Origin of the sequence: Mucilaginibacter sabulilitoris (genome assembly GCF_034262375.1) — a bacterium.
Taxonomy (GTDB): Bacteria; Bacteroidota; Bacteroidia; order Sphingobacteriales; family Sphingobacteriaceae; genus Mucilaginibacter; species Mucilaginibacter sabulilitoris.
Window position 1 is genome coordinate 3,844,397 of record NZ_CP139558.1, and the last position, 22,986, is coordinate 3,867,382.

The window sequence follows — 22,986 nt, forward strand, 5'->3', positions numbered from 1 at the left end:
AATAAGATGATTAAGATATTAGCTAACGATGGTATAGACCCAATAGGAAAGCAGCTTTTAGAAGATGCCGGATTTTTTGTTGATACCAATAATATTCCACAGGATGAACTTCCTGAAAAATTAAAGAATTACGATGCCATCACTGTACGCAGCGCCACTAAAGTGCGTAAAGCATTAATTGACGCTACCCCAAATCTTAAACTGATTGGTCGCGGTGGCGTTGGTGTTGATAATATTGATGTTGATTATGCTAAAGAAAAAGGTATTGGTGTTTACAATACCCCGGCTTCTTCATCATTATCAGTAGCCGAACTGGTATTTGCCAACTTATTTGGCGGTGTTCGTTTTTTACACGACAGCAACCGCAAAATGCCGGTTGAAGGTTCAACTAAATTCAACGACCTGAAAAAGGCATATGCAAAAGGTATTGAGCTGCGCGGTAAAACTTTAGGCGTTGTTGGTTTTGGCCGTATTGGTCGTGAAGTAGCTAAAATAGCCATTGGTGTTGGTATGGATGTTTTAGCATATGATCTTTTTGACTTTAACCCCGAGCTTGATATTGTATTAGGTGGTGGCACTACGGTAAAGGTAGCCGTTAAAAAAGCTACACTTGAGGAAGTGATCAAACAATCTGATTTTATTACCCTACATACGCCATTTATTGATAAAGCCCTTTTAGGTGCCGAAGAATTGGCCCAAACCAAAAAAGGTGTAGGCCTGGTTAACATATCACGTGGCGGCTTAATTGATGAGCTGGCTTTAATTGATGCATTAAACAGCGGTCAGGTTTCATTTGCGGCTCTTGACGTGTTTGACAATGAGCCTACCCCACGCGAAGAAATATTGAAACACCCTAAAATTTCCTTAACCCCTCATATTGGCGCTGCCACAAATGAGGCACAGGAAAGAATAGGCGTAGAGCTTGCTAATTTGATCATTGGTCATTTTAAGAAATAAGCAAACACGAATTTCACTAATTTGTGCGAATTACACGAGTGGCACGGATCTATAATGATTTCGTGCCATTTTGTTTGATACTGAAAATAAATCCTTTGTCATGCTGAACGATAGTGAAGCATCTATTCTACAATATGCATAATCGGCTAATAGATCCTTCGCTGGCGTTCAGGATGACAATTCGGTGCGATGGGGGTGTAGGAGACGCATCACATGTATCTCCCAATCTTAAAGTGTATAAGCCATATCTTGCTCCGGTATAGTAACCGTGTAACCATTCTGCTCCAGGTCACCGGCAAGTAACTGCATTGATGCCTCCTCGCCATGCACCAGGAACACGTTTTTTAGCTTTGCTTTATCTTGTTGCTTAACATTTTCCATCAGGTCGTTATGATCGCCGTGGGCACTTAGTACATCAGTTTGTTTAATCGTGGCATATACGGCCAATTCCCGATCCTTAATATGCACTATCGAATCGCCGCGCAATAAACGGTGACCTAATGTACCTTTGGCACAATAGCCTATAAAAAGGATAGTGCAATAATAATTCTGGATATTATAGAATAGGTGATCCTGTATACGACCGCCTTCCAACATTCCTGCCGAAGAAATGATGATACAGGGTTCATAATAGTTGGATATCTGCCGGCTGTCCTTTAAATTCTCAACGTAAGTGAGGTTATCGAATTCAAATTCGTCACCTTTATCCCTGTAAAAATCCTGTGCTTCCTGGTTTACGTGGCTGTGGTATTTTCTGAAGATACCGGTAGCCATAGTAGCCATTGGGCTGTCGACAAAAACTTTTACCTGTGGCAATAAACCTTCACTGAATATTTTATTTAAAGAATAAACCAATGACTGTGTACGCCCGATACTAAATGCCGGGATAATTAAGCGGCCCTGTTCTTTGATACAGGCCTTATCAATAACCTCAATGAGTGTTTGTTCAACTGATTTGTTTTTGGTGTGATAGCGGCCACCATAAGTGGATTCTGTAACCAGGTAATCAACCGGAGGCAAAGCCTGCGGATCATTTAAAACCGGATAGTTTTTACGGCCAATATCACCTGTAAAGGCAATCGATTTTTCCTCGCCGTTCTCGGTTATTTTAAGTACAGCGGCGGCGGCGCCCAATAAGTGCCCAACCGGAATAAAAGTGAGTTCAATATTACCGTTGATGCGAAAAGGCCTGTTAAAACCGATAGTGACAAATCGGTCAACGGTATCCATTACGTGTTTTTGCAGATAAAGCGGCTGTGGGCCACCTCCTGAATTGAATTTGCCTTTACTGCGTTTCCTGTTACCTTTATTTGCCTTGTTCATGAAAATACTTACAGAATCAAGCAATAATAGTTCTGTAAGGTCGGCAGTAGGGGGAGTACACAGGATCTGGCCGTTAAAGCCAAGCCTGATCAACGTTGGTAAATTGCCCGAGTGATCAATATGCGCGTGCGTAAGTATCACAACGTCTATTTCCTCAGGTCTAAAAGGGAAATTTTCGTTTGACTGTATGCTGCGGTCCTTCTCATAATCCAATCCACAATCTATTAAAATCTTATATCGGTCAACTTCCAGCAAATGCATGCTGCCTGTTACCTGACGGGCCGCCCCATGTATGGTTAATTTCATTTTTCGTTAAACGTTATACGTGTTACGTTATACGTTTTTAAAAGTTATATTAATTAATGCAATTGTTTAAAGTTAAGCAGGCTATTTTATTACTTGTAAAATGCGGTCTTAGCTATTTTGAGCGTCAAACTGCAACTGGTTCAAGTAACGGTAAAGTCCTTGCTCGTTGCTGATAAGTTCCAGGTGACTGCCGCATTCAATGATCTCACCTTTTTCAAGTACAATGATCTTATCGGCCTCTCTAATGGTAGAAAGACGGTGTGCTATGATGATGGATGTACGGTCTTTCATCAGTTCTTCCAAAGCTTCCTGAACCAGTCTTTCCGATTCAGAATCTAATGAAGATGTCGCTTCATCCAGTATTAATATAGATGGGTTTTTTAATAGAGCCCTGGCTATAGCAATGCGCTGGCGTTGGCCGCCCGATAGTTTTACGCCACGCTCACCAACAATAGTTTCATATCCTTCAGGAAAGGAGCTAATGAATTGGTGCGCGTTTGCCCGTTTAGCGGCCTGTATAATATCTTCTTTAGATGCACTAAGTCGACCGTAAGCAATGTTTTCCAATATCGATCCGCCAAACAGCATCACATCCTGTGGTACAATGGCCACCTGGTTACGGATATCAGTGATCGAAAAATCAGATGCGGGGCGGCCATCAAATAAAATGCCACCGTTTTGCGGGTGATAAAACTGTAATATCAATGAAGCCATGGTTGACTTACCAGAACCGCTGGGGCCTACAATGGCAACCCGCTGCCCGGCGGCAGCATCGAACGAAATACCTTTTAAAACCGTAAGTTCTGAGCGGGACGGGTAGGCAAAAACTACATTATCAAAAGCGATATCGCCTTTGATTTGCTGGTCAACCTTGTTATTGTTTTCAACCATGTGTATATCTTCGCCATTTTCGGCTAGTATTTCCAGTACCCGCTCACTTGCACCAACAGCCTTTTGTAAATTGGCATATAGATCAGGGAAAGTGCCCATAGCAGCACCTACAAATATGGAATACATGATAAAGGTGGTCAAGTCACCCACCAGTATTTCGTGATTGCTTACCAATACCGAACCATACCATATCACCCCCACAAAGGTTCCAAACAGGCAAAATACAATGAACGATGCGAATATTCCCCGGAATTTGGCTCCTTTTACGGCTATGTTTACTACCGCTCTTAAAATTCTATCATAACGGGTTGCCTCATAAGCCTCATTAACAAAGGCCTTAACATTGGCAATACCCTGCAGCGTTTCTTCAACAATGGTATTTGATTCGGCCAGTTTATCCTGAGCCTGGCGTGATAGTTTACGGATATATCTTCCAAAAAACACAGCAAATCCTACCAGAAAAGGCAGTATTGCCAGCAAAGCAAGGGTTAGTTTAATAGATACTACAGCCAGCAAAATAACACTACCTACCATAATTACCAGCTGCCTGATGATTTCGGCAAAGGTGGTAGTAAGTGTATCCTGTATCTGTGAAAGATCGGCGGAGATGCGGCTGTTTAATTCACCAACACGGCGGTTGGCGAAGAAGTTCATAGGCAATGTTATCAGTTTAAAATAAGTATCGCGCCTGATATCGGCCAGTGATTTCTCAGCTACCTGTACAAACCAAACCACTCTGAAAAACGATACAAATGCCTGTCCAAACAATAGTAAAAAGCCCGCGACCGCTATGCCATTGAGGCTGTGTGGCAAGTAATTGTTTTGATATTTACCCTGTGCGGCATCTATTAAGGCACCTAATATCTTAGGGAAGGCCAGCCCTACAAGGCTTGATATGAATAAAAAAATAAGTCCGGCTATAAATTTGCCCCTGTAAGGTTTAATGTAGGTGAGCAGTTTACGTATATTTTGTATGCTTTGCCTGTTTATTTTAGCCTTGGGTAATTCAGTTTCAGCTTTAGCGCCACTATTCAGTCGTCCTCTTGCCATTTATGGGTTTTATAGTTATGGGCGCAAAATTACACCTTAACTTTACTTTTTTTGTTTAAAAGAAATAAAATTGACGCAAGCATGAGAACAATTACTATTATATAAATGCGTTGGGAGCTTTGTTTTTGTTCAAGAGCCTTTTGAGCGTTTGCTTTTAACTGCTGGTTTTGCTGCCGAAGCTTGTTGATAGTGCTCATATAACCCAGGTTCATGCTTTCGGCTTCTTTAGAATGATTTTGTATCTGCCTTTGCTGAAAAGCCTTGTATTCTAATAATATTTTGAGCTCTTTGTAAATTTTATCGTCGGTTTTAACAATATCCATCAATATATCGTTCGATCGGCGTATATCGCCCTTGGTTTGCAGACCAAATATACCTGTGTGCTCATTAAGGCTTTGACTGTACTGCCCAAAGCGGAGTTTCCGCATATCAAGCATGCTGTTTATTTTCTTCCGCTGCAGTTGATAAGCTATTGAATCGGCGCTAACCTGTTCATTTGTCTGGGCATGTAGTACATCAATAAACAGGAAACAAAGTAAGCTAAGCAATAAGAATTTTTTCATAATGTTATTGAAACTCGATGATGACCTTATCATTAAGGTTTAAACCTAACAAGCCGCTTGCGTTGCCTTTATTTATGGCAATTTCCAGGTGGTCACTTATACCAAAAAGGCACAGTTTTTCGCCGACAGGAACTTCATTATAGTGCCAGCTTAAATGATTAATGGTTTCATTTCGTTTAAAGTTTAAAACAAACCGCCGGCCTTGCTGCACACTGTTAAAAAATTCCTTGGTGATATTGGTTATTACGTTCTGAAACGAATCAATATAAATAACCACACCTTTTATCAGGTTTTTTTCAATAACAGGCTGTAAATTCATTTTGTTTTCGATGTCATGAACCGGGATACCTATTTCGGTTAGTTTACCGCCCTGTGCCAAATGGCAGGCAGCTTTTACAAAAATATCGGCCAGCGGGAAATGCAAGAATTTAAGATCCTGCATAATATTGATCTCTACAATTTCCTCAGGTTCGGCATCAAACATCAACGAAAAAATTCCATTATCGGCCCCTACAAAATAGTGTTTTTTATACCGTACGGCCAGGTATTTGGTATGGTCATTATACACAGTATCTATACCAATAAGGTGTACTGTATCTTCGGGAAAGTAATAAAAACTGTTTTTTAATATAAAGGCAGCCTGCTGCACGTTAAAGGCAGCAACGCTGTTGGTAATATCAACAATGTTAACTGTAGGCAACAATTTGTAGATACTACCTTTAAGTGCAGCCTGGTAAATATCTTTATCGCCCAAATCAGTAGTTAATGTTATTATTGCCATTAATTTTATAATATTTATTGCTAATCTTGTAGTAGCATTTGAAGCTACAAATATTCAATTTTTAATTCATAAAAATCGGTAACTAAAAAATCAAATTAGTATTGAACGAGCTAAAGCTATCAATTGAAAACGTAAATCCGGCAGTATTGTGGGGGCCAAATAATGATCATTTTGAGATCATTAAGAAACAATATCCTAAGCTTAAAATAGTTGCACGTGGCAGCGAAGTTAAAATTTTGGGTGATGATCACGAACTGAATACTTTTCAGGAGAAATTTGATCACCTGCTTCAGCATGTAGAGAAATTTGAAAACCTGAATATTACCGACCTTGAACGTATACTTGGGTCAAAAGCAAGTGCAGCTCCATCCGCAGACCAGGTAAATGATAAGTTTGCCAGCGGCGAGGTAATTGTTTTTGGGCCAAACGGTATAATGGTTAAAGCGCGTACTGCCAACCAGCGCAAAATGGTTGATGGAATTGGTAAAAGCGATATACTTTTTGCCATTGGGCCTGCGGGCACAGGTAAAACCTATACTGCTGTAGCTTTGGCTGTACGGGCGCTCAAAAACAAGGAAATTAAGAGGATAATATTAACCCGGCCGGCCGTGGAAGCAGGGGAGAACCTCGGCTTTTTACCTGGCGACCTGAAAGAAAAGATAGATCCTTATCTGCGCCCTTTGTATGATGCGCTTGATGATATGATCCCTGCAGAAAAGCTAAAAGTTTACCTGGAAAACCGTACCATTGAAATAGCTCCGCTGGCATTTATGCGCGGCCGTACACTTGATAACTGTTTTGTGATATTGGACGAGGCTCAGAATGCTACCGATATGCAATTAAAGATGTTCCTGACCCGCATGGGCCCTTCGGCTAAGTTTATTGTTACGGGCGACGTTACACAGATAGATTTGCCTAAAAAACAACAATCGGGTCTGCATACCGCCCTGCGCATATTAACCGATATTAAGGGAATTGAAATAGTATACCTGAGCGGCGAAGACGTGGTAAGGCACAAACTGGTGCGTAAAATACTGGAAGCTTACGGAGATATACAATAAAAGCAATAGAAAATTAGAAACAAGAGTTAAGAATCAAGAAACAGGAAAAATTGGTATTCCTTTCTTGATTCTTGACTCTGAATTCTTGACTCTCACATGAACGCAATAAAAGAAACACATTTTAACTTCCCGGGCCAAACTAATTTTTACAAAGGCAAGGTTCGTGATGTTTACACTATAAATAATAAATACCTGGCCATGGTGGTTACCGACCGTATTTCGGCATTTGACGTGGTGCTGCCAGAGCCTATCCCATACAAGGGACAGGTGTTGAACCAGATAGCAGCACGTTTTTTAGAAGCCACTGCCGATATCGTTCCAAATTGGGTAATATCAGTGCCTGATCCAAGTGTTACTATTGGCCGCATTTGTGAACCTTTTAAAGTTGAAATGGTAATTCGTGGTTATTTAGCTGGGCATGCCTGGCGCGAATATAGTGCAGGTAAAAGACAGGTTTGCGGTGAAAGCTTACCGGAAGGATTAAAGGAGAATGACATACTACCAGAGCCTATTATTACGCCTACTACCAAAGCGTCAGTAGGGCATGATGAGGATATTTCAAAAGCCGAAATATTAAAACAAAACATCGTATCGGCTGATGATTATGCCCAACTGGAAACCTATACCAAAGCCTTGTTTAAACGTGGAACGGAAATTGCTGCAAAACAAGGACTTATATTGGTTGATACAAAGTATGAATTTGGGAAAGTTGGCGATCAGATTTATTTGATTGACGAAATACATACGCCAGATTCCTCAAGGTATTTTTACAAAGAAGGTTATGAAGCACGCCAGCAAAATGATGAGCCTCAGAAACAGCTTTCAAAAGAGTTTGTGCGAAAATGGCTGATTGAGAATGGTTTTCAGGGCAAAGATGGCCAGGTAGTACCGGTGATGACGTCAGAGATTGTGAATTCCATATCGGAACGCTATATTGAGTTATATGAACAAATTATTGGCGAACCATTTGTAAAGTCAGATAACGAAAGCGTATTAAACAGGGTTGAATCTGGGATTAAACAAGCATTAACCAATTTGTAATTTTTAATTACACGTAAAATAATCATATCTTAGCTTTCTAATTTTTAATAGGAATGAAATTCACCGTCGATAAACACGAGAAATATATTTTAGTGAAGCTTAATGAGTCAAAATTGAACTCATTGGTAACACCGCAATTAAAATCTGAGTTGATATTGATCAATACTGAAGGTCAGCGAAATATAATTCTTGATCTTTCACAGGTGAAATTTGCAGATTCCTCTGGTTTAAGCAGTTTACTGGTTGGCCATCGTTTATGTAAAAATGCTACAGGGTTATTTATCCTGGCAGGTTTAAATGACGCGGTTGCACGTTTGGTTACTATTTCGCAATTGGATAATGTACTGAATATTGTTCCTACAGCCGAAGAAGGCATCGACCTTATCTTTATGGAAGAGATTGAAAAAGAACTGAAAAAAGAAGCAAGATAAGTCTTATGATTGTTTACCCTATATGAAATTTGAGGTAACAATACTTGGGAGCAGTTCGGCAACCCCTATTTTTAACAGAAACCCAACATCGCAGGCGCTCAATATCAACGAACATCTTTATTTAATTGATTGTGGCGAAGGTACCCAGCAGCAAATGCTGCGTTTTGATATTAAAGCCAGTCGTATTGATTATATATTCATAAGCCATCTTCATGGCGATCATTACCTGGGGTTGGTCGGTTTATTATCATCAATGCATCTTAACGGACGGAAAAAGCCACTGTACCTTTTCTGCCCGCCTCAGCTAAAAGAAATAATTGACCTGCAGTTAAAATATTCAGAAACTACACTACAGTTTCCGTTAGAATATAAATTTACTGATGCTCAAAAAGCCGAGGTAATTGTAAATAACAATGATATAGTTGTAGAAACTATACCGCTCGATCACCGAATTGATTGTACCGGGTTTATTTTTAAACAGAAAAAGCGCCTGCGTAAGTTGATCAAAGAGAAATTGGAAGAGCTAAACATCCCGGTAGAATATTATACCGCGCTGAAAAAGGGAAGTGATTATACATCGGCGAGTGGGGTAGTATACAAAAACGAAACCCTAACCATTGATTCTGATATACCCAAAGCTTATGCCTATTGTTCGGATACTTTATATAACGAACAGTATTTTAACCAGATAAGCAATGTCACAGTGCTTTATCATGAGGCTACATTTTTAAACGATATGCTTGACAGGGCTAATGAAACCCACCATACTACAGCGTTGCAGGCCGCTCAGATAGCGTTAAAGACAAATGCAAAAAAACTGCTTATTGGTCATTTTTCGGCAAGGTATAAAACTTTAAATGAACTGCTTGATGAGGCCCGCAGTGTTTTTCCTGCAACCGAACTGGCAATTGAAGGCAAAACATTTATTATAGGGTAAGGGAAGAAACAGGATATAAGAATCAAGATATAAGACTACTCCCAATTGAAATAAAAAAAAGCAGACGATCATCGCCTGCTTTTTTGTTATCCTATATCTTGATTCTTATCTCTTGACTCTATAAGCAGTTAGTCTTTCTTTCCTCCAAAAATGGAGAAGCTTACATAACGTTTTGGATGAGCTTTTAGATCAATAAACAAGTTGTTCAGGTTGTTTGATGCATCAGTAAGATTTTTATACATCTTATCATCGTTCATCAATAAACCTAATGAACCCTGGCCATTATTAATTTTGGCTATAGTGGTCTGCAGGTCGGCCATGGCTTTATTGGCGTTGTCTAATGTTTGCTTAATATTGGCGGCCGCTATATCATTACTTACCTTTTCAAAATTGGCAGTCATGCCGTTTAAGTGTTCTGTGCTGGTTTTTAAACTTCCTGAAACAACCTCTGCATTAGTAAGTATGCCATTGATATGGCCTGATTGAGAGCCTACTAGCCTATCAATTTTTTTAGTAGTGCCTTCAAGTGTTTGTAATGAGTTGGCGATGCTCATAAAGCTGCGGTCAACATTTTTTTGAAAGGTAGGATTCAATATTTTGTTAATAGCAGCCAATGATGAATCCATTTTTGATATCAGCATTTCGGCCTTTTTTTGTATCGGCTGCAAACTTTCTGCCAGGCTGCCCTGTATGTCGGCCCTTAGGGTATCTTTATCGTCGGCAGGCACCTTGCTGTTGCCCAGCTCAAAAACAATGGCTTTACTGCCCAAAAGGTCGGTACTTGATAGTTTTGCAAGTGTATTATTGGGGATAACATAATCAGGGTCAATTTTAAATTCAACAACCGTACGTCCGTCAGGTTGCAATTTCATACTTGATACGCGCCCAATTTGAAACCCATTTACCAGGACAGGCTTTGCCAGGGCAAGGCCTTCCACACTTTTATAAACAGCATAATATTTATTAGAACCAGAAAAAACATCATTTCCGCGCAGAAAGCTATAGCCCAATATGAGTATAGTTATAGCGATGGCCGTAAGTGCGCCTATTTTAGTTTCGTTTGAGATTTTCATTCAGTAGTGGTTATGGGTGTGTGTTTCCTGTGTTCTTTTTATTGCTTGTGTAGTATACGTGTTATTACTAATTATTGTGACAGTTGCTCTACGCTTTTTTTATAAGTTGTTAAAGCACGAACAATGGAAGCTACGATTTCGTTTTGCCCATCTTCCGAATTTAAGTACTTTTCATCATCCGGATTGTTTATATAGCCAGTTTCCACTAAAACAGATGGCATTGCGCTATGGCACAGTACGTAAATGCTTTGCTCCCTGATTCCTTCGCTCGGCCTTTCGTCTGTTTGAACAAATTCATTGTTAATAAGGTTTGCAAGATTTATGCTTTGTTGCCTGAATTTTCTTTTATACTCATTAGTTAAGATAATAGTAACGGGATCATCCGGATCCAAACCGGCACTCATTTCAGAATCACCCTCAACCTGATTGGCTTTTATTTCATTTTCTGCTTCCCTTGTACGCTTTAACCCATAAACAAGTACTAACACACCCTTGCCGGAACGATCAGGTACACTAACTGTACGATACACTGGTTTATGGCGTTTGGTGCCAACTCTTTCTCGTATATATCTGTTAGATAGGGAATTACAGTGTAGGGATACAAAAATATTTCCTTTGTTTTGATTGGCTATTTCTGCCCGCCTTTCAAACGAAACATCATCTTCGGTAGTACGTGTCATTACGGCTTTTACACCTGTCAGATCTTTTTCTATTGCTTTTTGCAATTTAAACGCGATAGCAAGCGTTACATTCCTTTCAGTAGAATATTCGCCTGATGCGCCATGTGAAAAGTGGCCTTCGGTACTGGAAGGTTTGCCACCGTGACCGGCATCAATAATAATAGTTTTGATTTTAAAACCTGTATTGTTAGTTACAGTATCATTTTTTGAATTATTTACGATAGTATCTTTTTTTATGGAACCATAAGATGTAACCGGAAAAAATGAAAGGAGTATTAGTAATACCGATAAACTATAAATCAATCTTTTCAATGCCCTATTTTTCATTATTTTTGAACGCTGTTAAACTGTACCTGCAAAAATACTATTCATAATCAATTTTGAAATTCATAACCTTTTTTTTTCTACTTGCAATTATTTTAACGGTGAATGTACTTATTGCCGAAAGCAAAGGTACACATAAGGGCTATTATAGCAGAACTGTTATTGATACGATTATAAAACTTGATACTGTTAAAGACAGGAAACTGCTTAAAGGTAAAAAAAATGGGCGTACTCCAACATCCCAAAATGGGAAGGTTCAAAATGATACTACTAAAAAAGATGGCAGCCTGCAATCGGAAGTAAAGGCTGTTGCCGAAGATTCTACCCGTAATGATTTTGATCACGATATTTTATACCTGTACGGGCGGGCACGTGTAACTTATGAGGATTTTGAGCTTGATGCCGATTATATTAAGGTTGATCAGAAAAACCACGTAATATTTGCCCGGGGAAGTATTGACCCGCGAACCAAACGTTATATTGGCCGACCTATTTCAAAGCAAAAGAGCGAAAAGCCGGTATCGTCCGATTCACTTTTGTTTAACTATGAAACAAAAAAAGGTAAGTTATACAACCCGGCATCTGAACAGGACGGTAATTTCATATCTGGCGGACAGGCAAAAAAACTGAATGAAACGGAAGTGGCTTACCGTAATGTGATATTCAGTACCTGCGATCTGCCGTATCCTGAAACGCACTTTGGTATTGTGATAACCCGTGGCATTGGTGAAAAAAACAGAATTATTTCCGGCCCGGCATATTTGGAAATTGAGGGCATACCCTTGCCGCTGGCTATACCATTCGGTTTTTTTCCAAAACCTAATTCACGTACTTCGGGGGTAATACTACCTACCTTTGGTGAAGATCAGCAGCTGGGTTTTAAGCTGTCGAACTTTGGTTATTACCTTGGTTTCAATGATTATATTGACCTTACCACCACAGCTACTGTTTATTCCAAAGGATCTTATGAGTTAAATAGCGTAATGCGTTATTTAAAGCGATATAAATACACCGGGAATCTTGCACTTAGCTTCGGTTCACATAATTACGGTTTGCCGGGCGATCCCTCGGTTAAAGACATACACATCGACTGGACACATTCACAGGATGCCAATGCCAACCCAGGTTCTACGTTTAGTGCATCAGTAAATGCCGGTACACAAGGCTTTTTCAGAAACAGCCCCTCATTTTCAAATTACAACCCGAATACTATAGCGCAAAGCAGTTTGCGTTCAAGTATTTCATATAGTAAAACCTGGGCGGGTACGCCTTTTAACATGAGTGTAGGTTTGTCACATAGCCAGGATATAGCACAAAAAACCATTACCATTGAGCTGCCAACCGTGGCATTTGGTATGTCGTCAATAAACCCGTTCGATTCCAAAGACCGGGTTGGCGAACAAAAATGGTATCAGAAAATCACGGTTAGTTATAACATGACCGCCACAAATAAGGTGAATAATATTCCAGAGGCTGAATTATTTAAAAGCGAAACATTATCAAAACGTCTGCAAAATGGTTTCCAGCACCAGATACCGGTAAGTTTAGGTTTAAATGTGCTTAAATACTTCCAGTTTAACAGCAGTGTCAATTATACCGAACGTTGGTATTTTCAAAGTATAAATAAAAGATTTGAACGGGGGAGTATAAGTAATGGTGATCAGCTGATAGTAGATACTATTCCCGGGTTCAAACGTGCTGGTGAGTACAGCTTAAGTACCGGTTTATCAACCAAGTTATACGGACAAATAAACTTTAAGCATGGTAATTTAAAGGCCATCAGGCACGTAGCAACTCCCTCCATCAGTTTTGGTTACCGTCCTGATTTTTCGGATCCAAGCTTCGGATATTATAAAACAGCAGTAAGTAGTGCCTCTATTCCATATCCTTATACCTACCAAAAATATTCCATTTTTGATGGGGCGGTTTATGGTGGCCCTTCTCCCGGAAAGCAAGCGGGTTTGAATTTTAGTTTAGATAATACTATTGAGGCCAAGGTAAAAGCCAAAAGCACCGATACATCCGGAACCGACAGGAAAATAACTATTTTACAGGGGCTTTCGTTTTCAACGTTCTATAACTTCGCTGCCGATTCCATGAAGCTTTCACCAATTACGTTTTCGGGGCACACCGCTATTTTTAATCAAAAGCTAAATATTAGTTTCCAGGGTAGCTTTAACCCGTATGTTACCGTGGTGCGGGATTCTATTGAAAATAATAATATTAAAAGGTACAGTGTACCCATAGACAGGTATACCTGGCAGGATGGTAAATTTCCGCAGTTAAGCAATATTGGTATATCTATGAGCGGTAGTTTCAATTCAACCAAGGCCGCGGCCCGCGGTACCCCGGGCGTGGTTAACAATACATTGCAAAATATAACTCCCACGCAGGCCGACAGGTTGGCTTTGGTAAACAGCGACCCCAATGCGTATGTAGACTTTAATGTGCCCTGGAACATTAATTTTAATTACAGCTATAGTTACAGCAACTCGCTGAATAATATTTCGACAAGTAATACCATACAGGTGAGCGGCGATTTTAACCTTACGGCCAAATGGAAAATACAGGGCTCCACCAACTTTGACCTCAAGGTAATGAAAGTGGGAAGCGCTACGTCTTTTTCTATTTACCGCGATTTACATTGCTGGGACCTGTCGGTTCAGTGGATTCCCTTTGGATATTTAAAATCATATAACGTTACCTTGAAGGTAAAGTCAACCATTTTGCAGGATCTTAAGCTGAGCAAGAGAAACGATTATACAAACAACGGAACCTTTTACTAATTAATAATGCTGGCAGAAATTATAACCATAGGTGATGAAATACTTATTGGCCAAATTGTTGATACCAATTCGGCCTGGATGGCTACCGAGCTAAATAAAATAGGAGTGCGTGTTAAGCAGATCTCGTCTATATCTGATGATAGGGAGCATATTTTAAAAGCATTGAAAGAGGCAGCCGGGCGGGCCGGTATTATATTTATTACCGGTGGTTTGGGTCCAACTAAAGACGATATTACCAAAAAAACATTGGCTGAATATTTTAGCGTAGGGCTTGTTGAAAATAAGGAAGCGCTTGATAATGTACAACGTATTTTTGAGCGGTATAACCGCCCGTTGCTTGAAGTTAACAGGCTCCAGGCATACGTTCCGGCAAATTGTGAGGTAATATTGAACCACAATGGTACTGCGCCCGGCATGTGGTTTAACCATGAAGGTGTTATTTACGTGTCGATGCCCGGAGTGCCCTTTGAGATGATGTATATGATGGAAGAAGAGGTGCTGCCCAAAATAAAATCGACATTGGAACTTCCTGCTATTGTTCACAAGACGATATTAACTGTAGGCGAGGGTGAATCATTCCTGGCCGAGCGCATTGCCGATATTGAAAATGATCTTCCTGCCCATATAAAACTGGCTTATTTGCCAAAACTGGGTCAGGTACGTTTACGTTTGAGCGGATTTGGTGAAGACGAAGCGACTTTACAATCAAAAGTTGATGAGTTTGCTGCGAGAATAATTGAACGCATTGGAAACGTGTTTGTAACTGACCAGGACATTGCCCTCGAAAAGGCAATACTCGATAAAATGACGGCCAGGGAACTAACCCTTTCAGTTGCCGAAAGCTGTACCGGGGGATACCTGTCGCACCTGTTTACACAACATCCTGGCTCATCTGCGGTATTTTGGGGTGGTGGGGTTACCTATGCAAACGAATTAAAACAAAGCGTTTTGGGGGTGAAATCAGAAACAATTGAGAAATTTGGAGCTGTTAGTGAAGAAACCGCGAAGGAAATGGTACAAGGGGCCCTATTGAATTTCAAAACAGATTTTGCCATATCAGTAACGGGTATAGCCGGGCCTGATGGCGGTAGTGCTGATAAACCTGTTGGTACTGTGTGGATTGCTGTTGCCGGTCCACAAAAAATGTTGATAAAGAAATTTACATTTGGTAATAAACGCAGGCAAAATATTGAGCGGAGCGCCATAAGTGCACTGTCAATGTTAAATACTTTGCTCACATAATTGCAAAGTACAGATCGAAATCCTTAATTTTGGGAAAGAACTATAATTTTCGCATGGCCAAATACCAACTATTATTGCCAAAAATGGGTGAAAGTGTTGCAGAAGCAACTATCATTAAATGGACAAAAAACCCAGGAGATCATGTAGACGCAGATGAAGCAGTAATGGAAATTGCAACCGATAAGGTTGACTCTGATGTTCCTTCTCCGGTAGCCGGTAAATTAGTAGAACAGCTTTATAAAGAAAATGACGTTGTTCAGGTTGGGTCTGTTATAGCAATTATCGAAACCGCTGCAGAAGAATCTGGTTCAGCCGTTGCTGCTGCACCATCTGTACCGGAAGAAAAGCAAACAGCAGTTGAAACACACCGGGAAGAAGCTGCTGTTATTCCTGCTGCTCAAACTCATCAGACCGAGGTGTCCGCTATATCTGAACCGGTAACAATACCAGGTATTGATCAGTTAGAAAGAAATAACGTTGCAGCCGAAACATTCAAAAGTGAAGGCCGGTTTTATTCGCCATTGGTAAGAAATATAGCCAACCAGGAAAATATAGGCATTGCTGAATTAGACAGGATACCTGGTACCGGTTCGGACGGCAGGTTAACCAAAGATGATCTTTTAAGTTACCTGCAAAACAGGCAAAGACCTGCCGCCGCTGCACAACAAATGGAAGAGCCCGTACAAGCTCCTGTAGCTACCGGATCTCCATTAAAGACAAATGAACCGGCTACGTATTCGATTAACGATACTACAGTAGCACCGTCTGCCAAGACTGAAGAACCACAGCAAAAAGTTGTTGAAAATAAACCGGTAGCTGCTACTTCAGTGAATGGTGTAGATGAGGTTATAGAAATGGACAGGATGCGCCGCTTAATTGCCGATCACATGGTAATGAGCAAGCAAACGTCTCCGCATGTTACCTCGTTTGTGGAAGCCGACGTGACCAACCTGGTCATGTGGCGCGAAAAGGTTAAGAACAGCTTTGAAAAGCGCGAAGGTGAAAAAATTACGTTTACGCCTATCTTTATTGAAGCTGTTGTAAAGGCCATCAAAGATTTTCCGATGATCAATATATCCGTTAACGGTACGCAGATCATTAAAAAAGCTTCTATTAACATTAGTATGGCAACCGCCTTGCCAAGCGGAAACCTTATAGTACCGGTAATTAAAAAAGCGGATGAGTTAAACCTTTTGGGTATTACCAAAGCTGTTAATGACCTTGCCAACAGGGCCCGCATAGGTAAACTCCTGCCCGATGACGTAAAAGATGGTACTTTCACTATAACAAACGTAGGTTCATTTGGCAACGTAATGGGAACACCCATTATCAACCAGCCACAGGTTGCTATTTTAGCGGTAGGGGCTATCAAGAAAAAGCCCGCGGTAATTGAAACCCAGCAAGGTGATATGATCGCTATCCGTCATATGATGTTCCTGTCATTATCATACGACCATAGAGTAGTTGATGGCGCGCTGGGCGGTTCATTTGTGCGCCGCGTAGCGGATTACCTCGAGAAATGGGATCCTAACAGAGATATATAAGATATATAAGATATAATATAGTAAAGCAAAAAAGCGGCTTTTTAGCACGAATGGTCGGAAGAAATTCCGGCCATTTTTTATGTCTTAAAAAAGAGGCCGGGATCACCACCACATTGTACAACAATTAAAGCAATGGCCAAGTCTCTGACTTCCATAGCAAATCGTCTTTTAGAAGTTTTATAACCCTGTTTATTCCCCTTTTTGTAGATCAATACCAGCATACGGGTTATCAATGTCATATATAACATAACCTGTAGACCGTTTTTATTTAGCGAAACCAGGTGGCTCACGTTGAGTTCTTGTTTGAGGAACCGAAAAAAAACCTCGATGTCCCAACGCCTGCGGTAGGCTTGGGCGATGTCTTTGGCTGATAAGTCGAACTCATTGGTTAACAGCCAGTACTCTTTACCATCATCGGATTTACTTTTTACGACAACCAGGCGAAAAGGACGATCCACCAGTACCTCTCTGTAATGTTTATTCCCCCGCTTGTTGGCTATAGGCATACCTGTATAGAGCCGGACAATGCTATCTCTAAGCAAAATGGCTCCCCCCATATCCATGTTCTGCCCTTCAGTGATCAGCGATTCTACCAATTCGAACTTTCTGTTCTCCTTTGAACGACAGATGAAGTTTAGCTCACTTTCACTGAAAGTTTTCATTGTCCGGGTAGATTGAAGCCCCCTGTCCAGTACATAGATATTTTGATGCCCGGGTTCTTTCTTTACGTGCGCCATGACAACCTCGGGCAGTGCATTATCTTCGTTGCCATACTTTGGGCTGGTAAAGACCTGCGCAAGGCCTGGCAGCAAGCCATCAAAAGCAAGACTATATTTGATTGCTTTCTTGCTACTGCCGGCATTGACAATGCCTGCGGTTAGCTTGCCGGCGGTTTCACTGACTATAGTGCTGTCTACACGGATGAGATTATACTGCTTTCTTTCCGTTAACGTATAGGAGCAGGAAAAACGCTCGTAGATGTATTCATAGATCTGTCTGAAATAGTCCGGGTCAACCTTAGACAACCTTTCCGAAATGGAACTCCTGCAGACCTTTTCATCTTCATCAAGGTTAAAAAGCACTTTAAATACCGAAGCATTGAACGTGTCCTCAAGGCTTCTCTGGCTAAGCCTGTCGTTGTCTAAAATACCATAGAGCAGCAAATAAAACAGCTTATTGCCATGCAAAACCTTTGCGTAATGATCGATCTTGGTTGTGAGCGACAAATTTGCTATCAGCGCCTCCGGAATGAAACCTAAAAGCTGTTTTACAGTAATGTTATGATCTTTAAATATCGTCATATCTGATTGATTTACAGCATTTAATATACTCAAAATCAATGAGAAAAACAAGTAAATAATTGATAATCAAATGCTTAAATACAAAACTTTAAGCCTGAAAAACAAAAAAAGTCGGAAGATAAAATCTTCCGACCATTCGTGGGGTTTACCCGGCTTTTTTGCTTATTTGTCATTCTGAGTCTGAGTGTAGCGAAGAATCTAATCCGCTGATAGATCCTTCGCTACACTCAGGATGACAAAGAGGTGGACGCAATCATTTCACCAATTCAAAACCCCAGTCTTTCCCTTTATCAACTGCCGGTACACCTTTCGCCATCCAAACCGGCATGGGTGCTCCTTTCAAAAAATGATCAAAAAACTGCTGTTCACGTATCGTGATATCTTTACGGTTTTGGCGTAATACCAAATTATGGGCTTCGCCATTATATTGCAGCAGCCAAACAGGTTTACCTAAACGGCGTAATGCTGTAAACATTTCAATACCCTGGTACCAGGGAACGGCACCATCAGCATCGTTGCTCATGATCATAACCGGTGTTTGTACTTTAGGCAACTGGAATAAGGGAGAGTTTTCAATATACAGCTGTGGTTTCTCCCACAAGGTAGCGCCTATACGGCTTTGTGTTTTTTCATACTGAAACTGCCTGTTCACACCCGATTCCCACCTGATACCACCATAGGCAGATGTCATATTAACTACAGGCGCACCTGCCCAGGCCGCAGCATACATATTGGTTTGGGTAATAAGATACGCCACCTGGTAACCACCCCAGCTTTGTCCCTGGATGCCAATGTGGGCAGTATCAATCCAGGGATTCTTCTTTAATGATTCTACACCCGAATTGATAAATTCTACAGCGGATGCCCCGGGATGCCCATTCTGGTAACTGATATCTGGCGCGAAAACCAGGTACCCGTTGCTTACAAAAAATGAAATAGGCAGTCGCGAAGGAGTAGGAGCAGGCGCAATATAATTGTAAAGACCTTCCGAGAGTTTTTCATAAAAATATACGATCATCGGATATTTTTTGGTGGGGTCAAAATCTTCAGGTTTGTATAAAATACCGTCTGCCTTAAACCCTTTCGGCGTAGTCCAATGAACCAGCGACGCCGTGCCCCAATTGTATGTCTGTTGCTGTGGGTTGATACTGCTTAATTTGATCTCCTTTTTCAGGTTAGCCGATAGATACAGATCTGGGGGTAATTCATAACTCTCCCTGGTATAAATATACATATCAGCATTTTTTGCCTTTAACAGATTGTTATAACTCATGGAAAGCATGGAAACTTTTTCGGGAATGGCCCTGCTTTCCGGATATTTGGTGAAATATCCCCACTGTTTATTTACCTCATTTTGAGCCTGCAGCCACATCACTTTTTTGGCCGGAATGAATTTTTGTTCCGGATCGGCAGCATCATAACGGATAATTAGCTTGTTTTTACGGCCCATGCCGTTGGTGAAATTGGTGGCGATACCAGTCGCAGGATCAATACTCCATATATCATAACGGTCATATATCAACACCGATTTATCACCCTGAACCCAGCCGGCCAGTCCATAATTTGGCGCATAGTCGGGTACATCATTTAATTCATCACCCATTTTGGTACCAACAGCGCCTGTTAAGTTTGTTTTTTTACCGGTAGCAATGGTATAGCAAAACCAGTTTTGTTTTTCCTGATCGAACCAGATGACATATTTGCCGCCGGGAGAGATGTGATACCGGGCTCTCGTACTCGCGTTAATAAGCCGTTTATTGCCACTTTTGGTATCTATTAAATATGCCTGCTGTTTGGTGCCACCTTCCCATTGGGCCTGTACACGGGCCCCTGTATCGGTAACACCTAATACATAGCGGGCATCTTTATTACATGCTACCTGTATGTCCTGTATAGCCTTGCTGCCAAGCTGCAATGGCGCGGGTACGGTTTCGTTGAGTTTTATGACGGCAAGATAACTGCGCTTTAATTCGGTTTGCAAATTTTTAAGCTGTTGTGGCTGCAGGTAATCGTCTTTATAATTCCATATATCGAGTTTGGCGACCTCAAAATCAACAATAGTGGTATCGGCTGGTTTGGGAATAGGGGCGGTGCCGAAAAATAAATTATTGCCGCTTTTACTAAAATAAACTTTTCCGTCACCGCTTACGGCCCATTGTTGAGGCATGCCTCTTAACCCGGTGGCGGCAATAACTTCGGCGCTGTCATAAGGGGTATTGTAATAATATAATTTAAAAGGTTTAACCAGCGCTTTTTCCGGATTTTTCTCGGCAGTAAAAGCTACTTGTTTGTCGTTATCATCAATGGTGATATTGCGGTAATTGCCCCTTCCCGTGCCTATCGGTTTCACCGTATTTTTATCAATATCATAAACATACATGCCAGACTTTATATCCTTTTGCTTTTCCGGCGCGGTAACCGCAAAAGCCAATAGTTTTCCATTTTTACTTAACTGGTAATCGGTAACATATTTAAATGTGCGGGAGGTTTTGCCTGATAGTTTACTCACAGTCAGGTCGGAACCTTCATGTGTTGGCGGGGCAATAATAGCGCTAACTGCCTTTTTTGAGGTATCATTAGCCGCACTTTTCTTTACTGTATCAGCTGCTGCAAGGTATGCCACAACGCTTGCGCACGAAGCCAGTTTGAACGAACGGATAGCGGGTATCTTAGTTACAGATTTTGAACCAAGTGCAACAATGACCAGGGTATCTTTAGGAAAATCGGCCTGCTTTTTCTTTTTGATCTTCGCTTCGCGGATTGCTTTATAAAAAGGTCTGATCAGGAGTACCGCAAACCGCGAGTCACTGGTAAAACTGGCGGTATCGGCGCGTTCAATTCTTAACTTATTGGCGTTATGGCTGTTGGTGATAAATAGTTCGGCATCACCTTGCTGGGGTTTTACGGTATATAATATCCATTTGCCATCGTCACTTATACGCTGGTTGCTGATGCTTTGCCAGCCGTCAAAAACGGTTTGATCTAAGGGCTTTTTACTTGCTTTTTGTGCGAATGCATTTACGCAGATAGCCAATGAAAACAACAATAGCAGGAATTTAAGCATACCTATTAATTAAAAATTAAATATGCTAAAAAGAGCGCGCTTATAAAAATTGCCTGATGAGAAAATATAAGGAGAGAAGGGGAGTGAGAAAAAAATTAAAGGCGAAGATTCAGATAGTTTCCCTTCGCCTTTAAATTCAAAATTATATCATCTCTTTATTTAGAGCTTTAATGGCTTCTTTAAAATCCTCGCGCGCTACCAGGAACTGAATGTTCACTTTACGTAAGGCAAAGCCACAGCTTTTTATGTTGATGCCTTTTTTTGCCAGAGCGGTTGCCGAGCGGGCAAGCAAGCCGGGCTGATCCATATTGGAACCGATGAGGCAAACCATGGCCATTTTTTCTACAGTTACCTTTTCAAAATCGTTTTCGAGCTCCTGTATCAGTTTTTTATTGAAATCCTTGTCCCATATCACAATAGAAATACTGTTGGCGCTGGTGGCCTTAAATGTATAGCTCACGCCAAATTTGTAAAACAATTGCATGATATGGAAATCGGTACCCACATTGCCAACCATAGAGGGGTCATAAATATCAATCATTAGCACCCTTTCGGTACCGGTAATCACTTCAACCCGTTTTTTATCGCAGATGTATTCGCGCGTGATCAGTGTGCCCGGGTGTTCGGGCTGGAATGTATTTTTGATACGCAGGTCAATGTCATTAATTTCCAATGGTTTTGACGCTTTTGGATGGATAGCCTCCATACCAACATCGGCCAACTGATCGGCCACATCATAATTGGTATTACCAACCGGGAAACAATTATCTACCCCCACCAGCTCAGGGTCGGCAGTGCATAAATGATATTCTTTATGGATGATTGCTTCCTGCGGTTTTACAGCCACAGCTATCTTACTAAAGGTAACCTCAGAATATCCGCGGTCAAACTCACGCATAATACCCTCGGTACCTTTAGTATAACCTGTTACAATGGTAATGGTGTTTTCAAAATCAATATGCTGCAGGTCTTTTTTTATACGCTGGTCAATTGTAAACGAACGATGATCATGAAAGCCGCTCAGATCAACAAAGGTGGCATTGATACCCATATTTTGGAGGATATTGGTAAAGTTAAAGGCCGAATGGCTTTCACCAATAGATGCCAGGATTTCGCGGGCAGCCAGCAAGATGTCTTCTTTATTAACATACCCGGAAGTCAAAATACTGGCTATATTTTCAAGATAAGTTTGAGCATCTTTTAAACGCTGCTCAATAAATTTATCGGCTTCGGCTAAATCAAGACCCAGGCTTTCGTAACTTTTATTGATCTGCTTTAGTTTTGTAATAAGATCTTTAAGTGGTTTGTGAAAATCCTTAAAGTTAGCCAACTTATGGTAAACACCGGGTGCACCGGTTTTTTTGTTCTCGAGCAAAAGATTTGTTACTCCCGAAAAGGCAGATACCACAAAAATACGATTATACAGTTGTTGCCCTGTACGTTCAAATTGAATGATGTTTTTTATAACATCGTTTAAGGCGGTCATGGATGTACCACCGATTTTTTCGACTGTTAACATTTTTTAAATAGACGCTTAAAAGCGTATGTGCCAAAGTTGTGCCATCTGTTAAATAATGGTCTTTTAATTAAAATGGCTTTTTAAATATTTGGTAATTAGGTTATTGTTGTAA

General features: G+C 40.8%; 17 protein-coding genes. 8 read left to right on the forward strand and 9 right to left on the reverse strand.

Annotated elements, in window-relative coordinates; genetic code table 11:
- Positions 1-6: 6 nt before the first annotated feature.
- Complete coding sequence (locus tag SNE25_RS16680) at positions 7-957, forward strand: D-2-hydroxyacid dehydrogenase (protein ID WP_321560127.1); 951 nt, start codon at positions 7-9, stop codon at positions 955-957.
- A 228-nt stretch (positions 958-1,185) separates the two neighbouring features.
- On the opposite strand, the gene SNE25_RS16685 is transcribed toward SNE25_RS16680, so the two are convergent.
- The 4 genes from SNE25_RS16685 to SNE25_RS16700 all read right to left on the reverse strand — a co-directional run bounded on the left by SNE25_RS16685 (position 1,186) and on the right by SNE25_RS16700 (position 5,871).
- The gene (locus SNE25_RS16685) at positions 1,186-2,586 is read right to left on the reverse strand and encodes an MBL fold metallo-hydrolase (protein ID WP_321560128.1); all 1,401 of its coding nucleotides are present in this window, start codon (positions 2,584-2,586) and stop codon (positions 1,186-1,188) included.
- A 108-nt stretch (positions 2,587-2,694) separates the two neighbouring features.
- Complete coding sequence (locus tag SNE25_RS16690; protein WP_321560129.1) at positions 2,695-4,527, reverse strand: ABC transporter ATP-binding protein; 1,833 nt, start codon at positions 4,525-4,527, stop codon at positions 2,695-2,697.
- Between the two features lie 29 nt (positions 4,528-4,556).
- Positions 4,557-5,090 carry a hypothetical protein gene (locus SNE25_RS16695; protein WP_321560130.1) on the reverse strand — a complete coding sequence of 178 codons (534 nt, stop codon included), beginning with the start codon at positions 5,088-5,090 and terminating at the stop codon, positions 4,557-4,559.
- Positions 5,091-5,094: 4 nt separating this feature from the next.
- Positions 5,095-5,871: an SAM hydrolase/SAM-dependent halogenase family protein gene (locus tag SNE25_RS16700; RefSeq protein WP_321560131.1), complete on the reverse strand. Its 777-nt coding sequence runs from the start codon at positions 5,869-5,871 to the stop codon at positions 5,095-5,097.
- Positions 5,872-5,972: 101 nt separating this feature from the next.
- Between SNE25_RS16700 and SNE25_RS16705 the strand changes: the two genes are divergently transcribed.
- The 4 genes from SNE25_RS16705 to SNE25_RS16720 all read left to right on the forward strand — a co-directional run bounded on the left by SNE25_RS16705 (position 5,973) and on the right by SNE25_RS16720 (position 9,341).
- Positions 5,973-6,932 carry a PhoH family protein gene (locus tag SNE25_RS16705; protein ID WP_321560132.1) on the forward strand — a complete coding sequence of 320 codons (960 nt, stop codon included), beginning with the start codon at positions 5,973-5,975 and terminating at the stop codon, positions 6,930-6,932.
- 96 nt (positions 6,933-7,028) lie between these two features.
- Complete coding sequence (locus SNE25_RS16710; RefSeq protein ID WP_321560133.1) at positions 7,029-7,973, forward strand: phosphoribosylaminoimidazolesuccinocarboxamide synthase; 945 nt, start codon at positions 7,029-7,031, stop codon at positions 7,971-7,973.
- Positions 7,974-8,026: 53 nt separating this feature from the next.
- Complete coding sequence (locus tag SNE25_RS16715) at positions 8,027-8,404, forward strand: STAS domain-containing protein (protein ID WP_076378832.1); 378 nt, start codon at positions 8,027-8,029, stop codon at positions 8,402-8,404.
- A 22-nt stretch (positions 8,405-8,426) separates the two neighbouring features.
- Positions 8,427-9,341 carry a ribonuclease Z gene (locus SNE25_RS16720; protein WP_321560134.1) on the forward strand — a complete coding sequence of 305 codons (915 nt, stop codon included), beginning with the start codon at positions 8,427-8,429 and terminating at the stop codon, positions 9,339-9,341.
- Between the two features lie 128 nt (positions 9,342-9,469).
- Here SNE25_RS16720 and SNE25_RS16725 read toward each other — a convergent pair whose 3' ends face one another.
- Both SNE25_RS16725 and SNE25_RS16730 read right to left on the reverse strand, forming a co-directional pair.
- A complete protein-coding gene (locus tag SNE25_RS16725; RefSeq protein ID WP_321560135.1) occupies positions 9,470-10,414 on the reverse strand; it encodes an MlaD family protein in 945 nt (314 codons plus the stop codon).
- A 71-nt stretch (positions 10,415-10,485) separates the two neighbouring features.
- Entirely contained in the window at positions 10,486-11,421 is a 936-nt protein-coding gene (locus SNE25_RS16730; RefSeq protein ID WP_321560136.1) for an N-acetylmuramoyl-L-alanine amidase family protein, read from the reverse strand.
- Positions 11,422-11,519: 98 nt separating this feature from the next.
- Here SNE25_RS16730 and SNE25_RS16735 point away from each other — a divergent pair, with 98 nt between their 5' ends.
- The 3 genes from SNE25_RS16735 to SNE25_RS16745 are packed head-to-tail and all read left to right on the forward strand — an operon-like array spanning position 11,520 to position 16,990.
- Positions 11,520-14,204, forward strand: coding sequence for a putative LPS assembly protein LptD (locus SNE25_RS16735; RefSeq protein WP_321560137.1), 2,685 nt, complete (start codon positions 11,520-11,522; stop codon positions 14,202-14,204).
- A 6-nt stretch (positions 14,205-14,210) separates the two neighbouring features.
- Positions 14,211-15,446 carry a competence/damage-inducible protein A gene (locus tag SNE25_RS16740; RefSeq protein WP_321560138.1) on the forward strand — a complete coding sequence of 412 codons (1,236 nt, stop codon included), beginning with the start codon at positions 14,211-14,213 and terminating at the stop codon, positions 15,444-15,446.
- A gap of 53 nt (positions 15,447-15,499) precedes the next feature.
- Positions 15,500-16,990, forward strand: a complete 1,491-nt coding sequence (locus SNE25_RS16745; RefSeq protein ID WP_321560139.1) for a dihydrolipoamide acetyltransferase family protein — start codon at positions 15,500-15,502, stop codon at positions 16,988-16,990.
- Positions 16,991-17,067: 77 nt separating this feature from the next.
- On the opposite strand, the gene SNE25_RS16750 is transcribed toward SNE25_RS16745, so the two are convergent.
- From SNE25_RS16750 to SNE25_RS16760, 3 genes are all read right to left on the reverse strand, one after another.
- The gene (locus SNE25_RS16750) at positions 17,068-18,291 is read right to left on the reverse strand and encodes an IS4 family transposase (RefSeq protein WP_321560140.1); all 1,224 of its coding nucleotides are present in this window, start codon (positions 18,289-18,291) and stop codon (positions 17,068-17,070) included.
- A gap of 253 nt (positions 18,292-18,544) precedes the next feature.
- Entirely contained in the window at positions 18,545-21,355 is a 2,811-nt protein-coding gene (locus tag SNE25_RS16755) for a S9 family peptidase (protein WP_321560141.1), read from the reverse strand.
- Positions 21,356-21,497: 142 nt separating this feature from the next.
- A complete protein-coding gene (locus SNE25_RS16760; RefSeq protein WP_321560142.1) occupies positions 21,498-22,874 on the reverse strand; it encodes an aspartate kinase in 1,377 nt (458 codons plus the stop codon).
- Positions 22,875-22,986 lie beyond the last annotated feature (112 nt).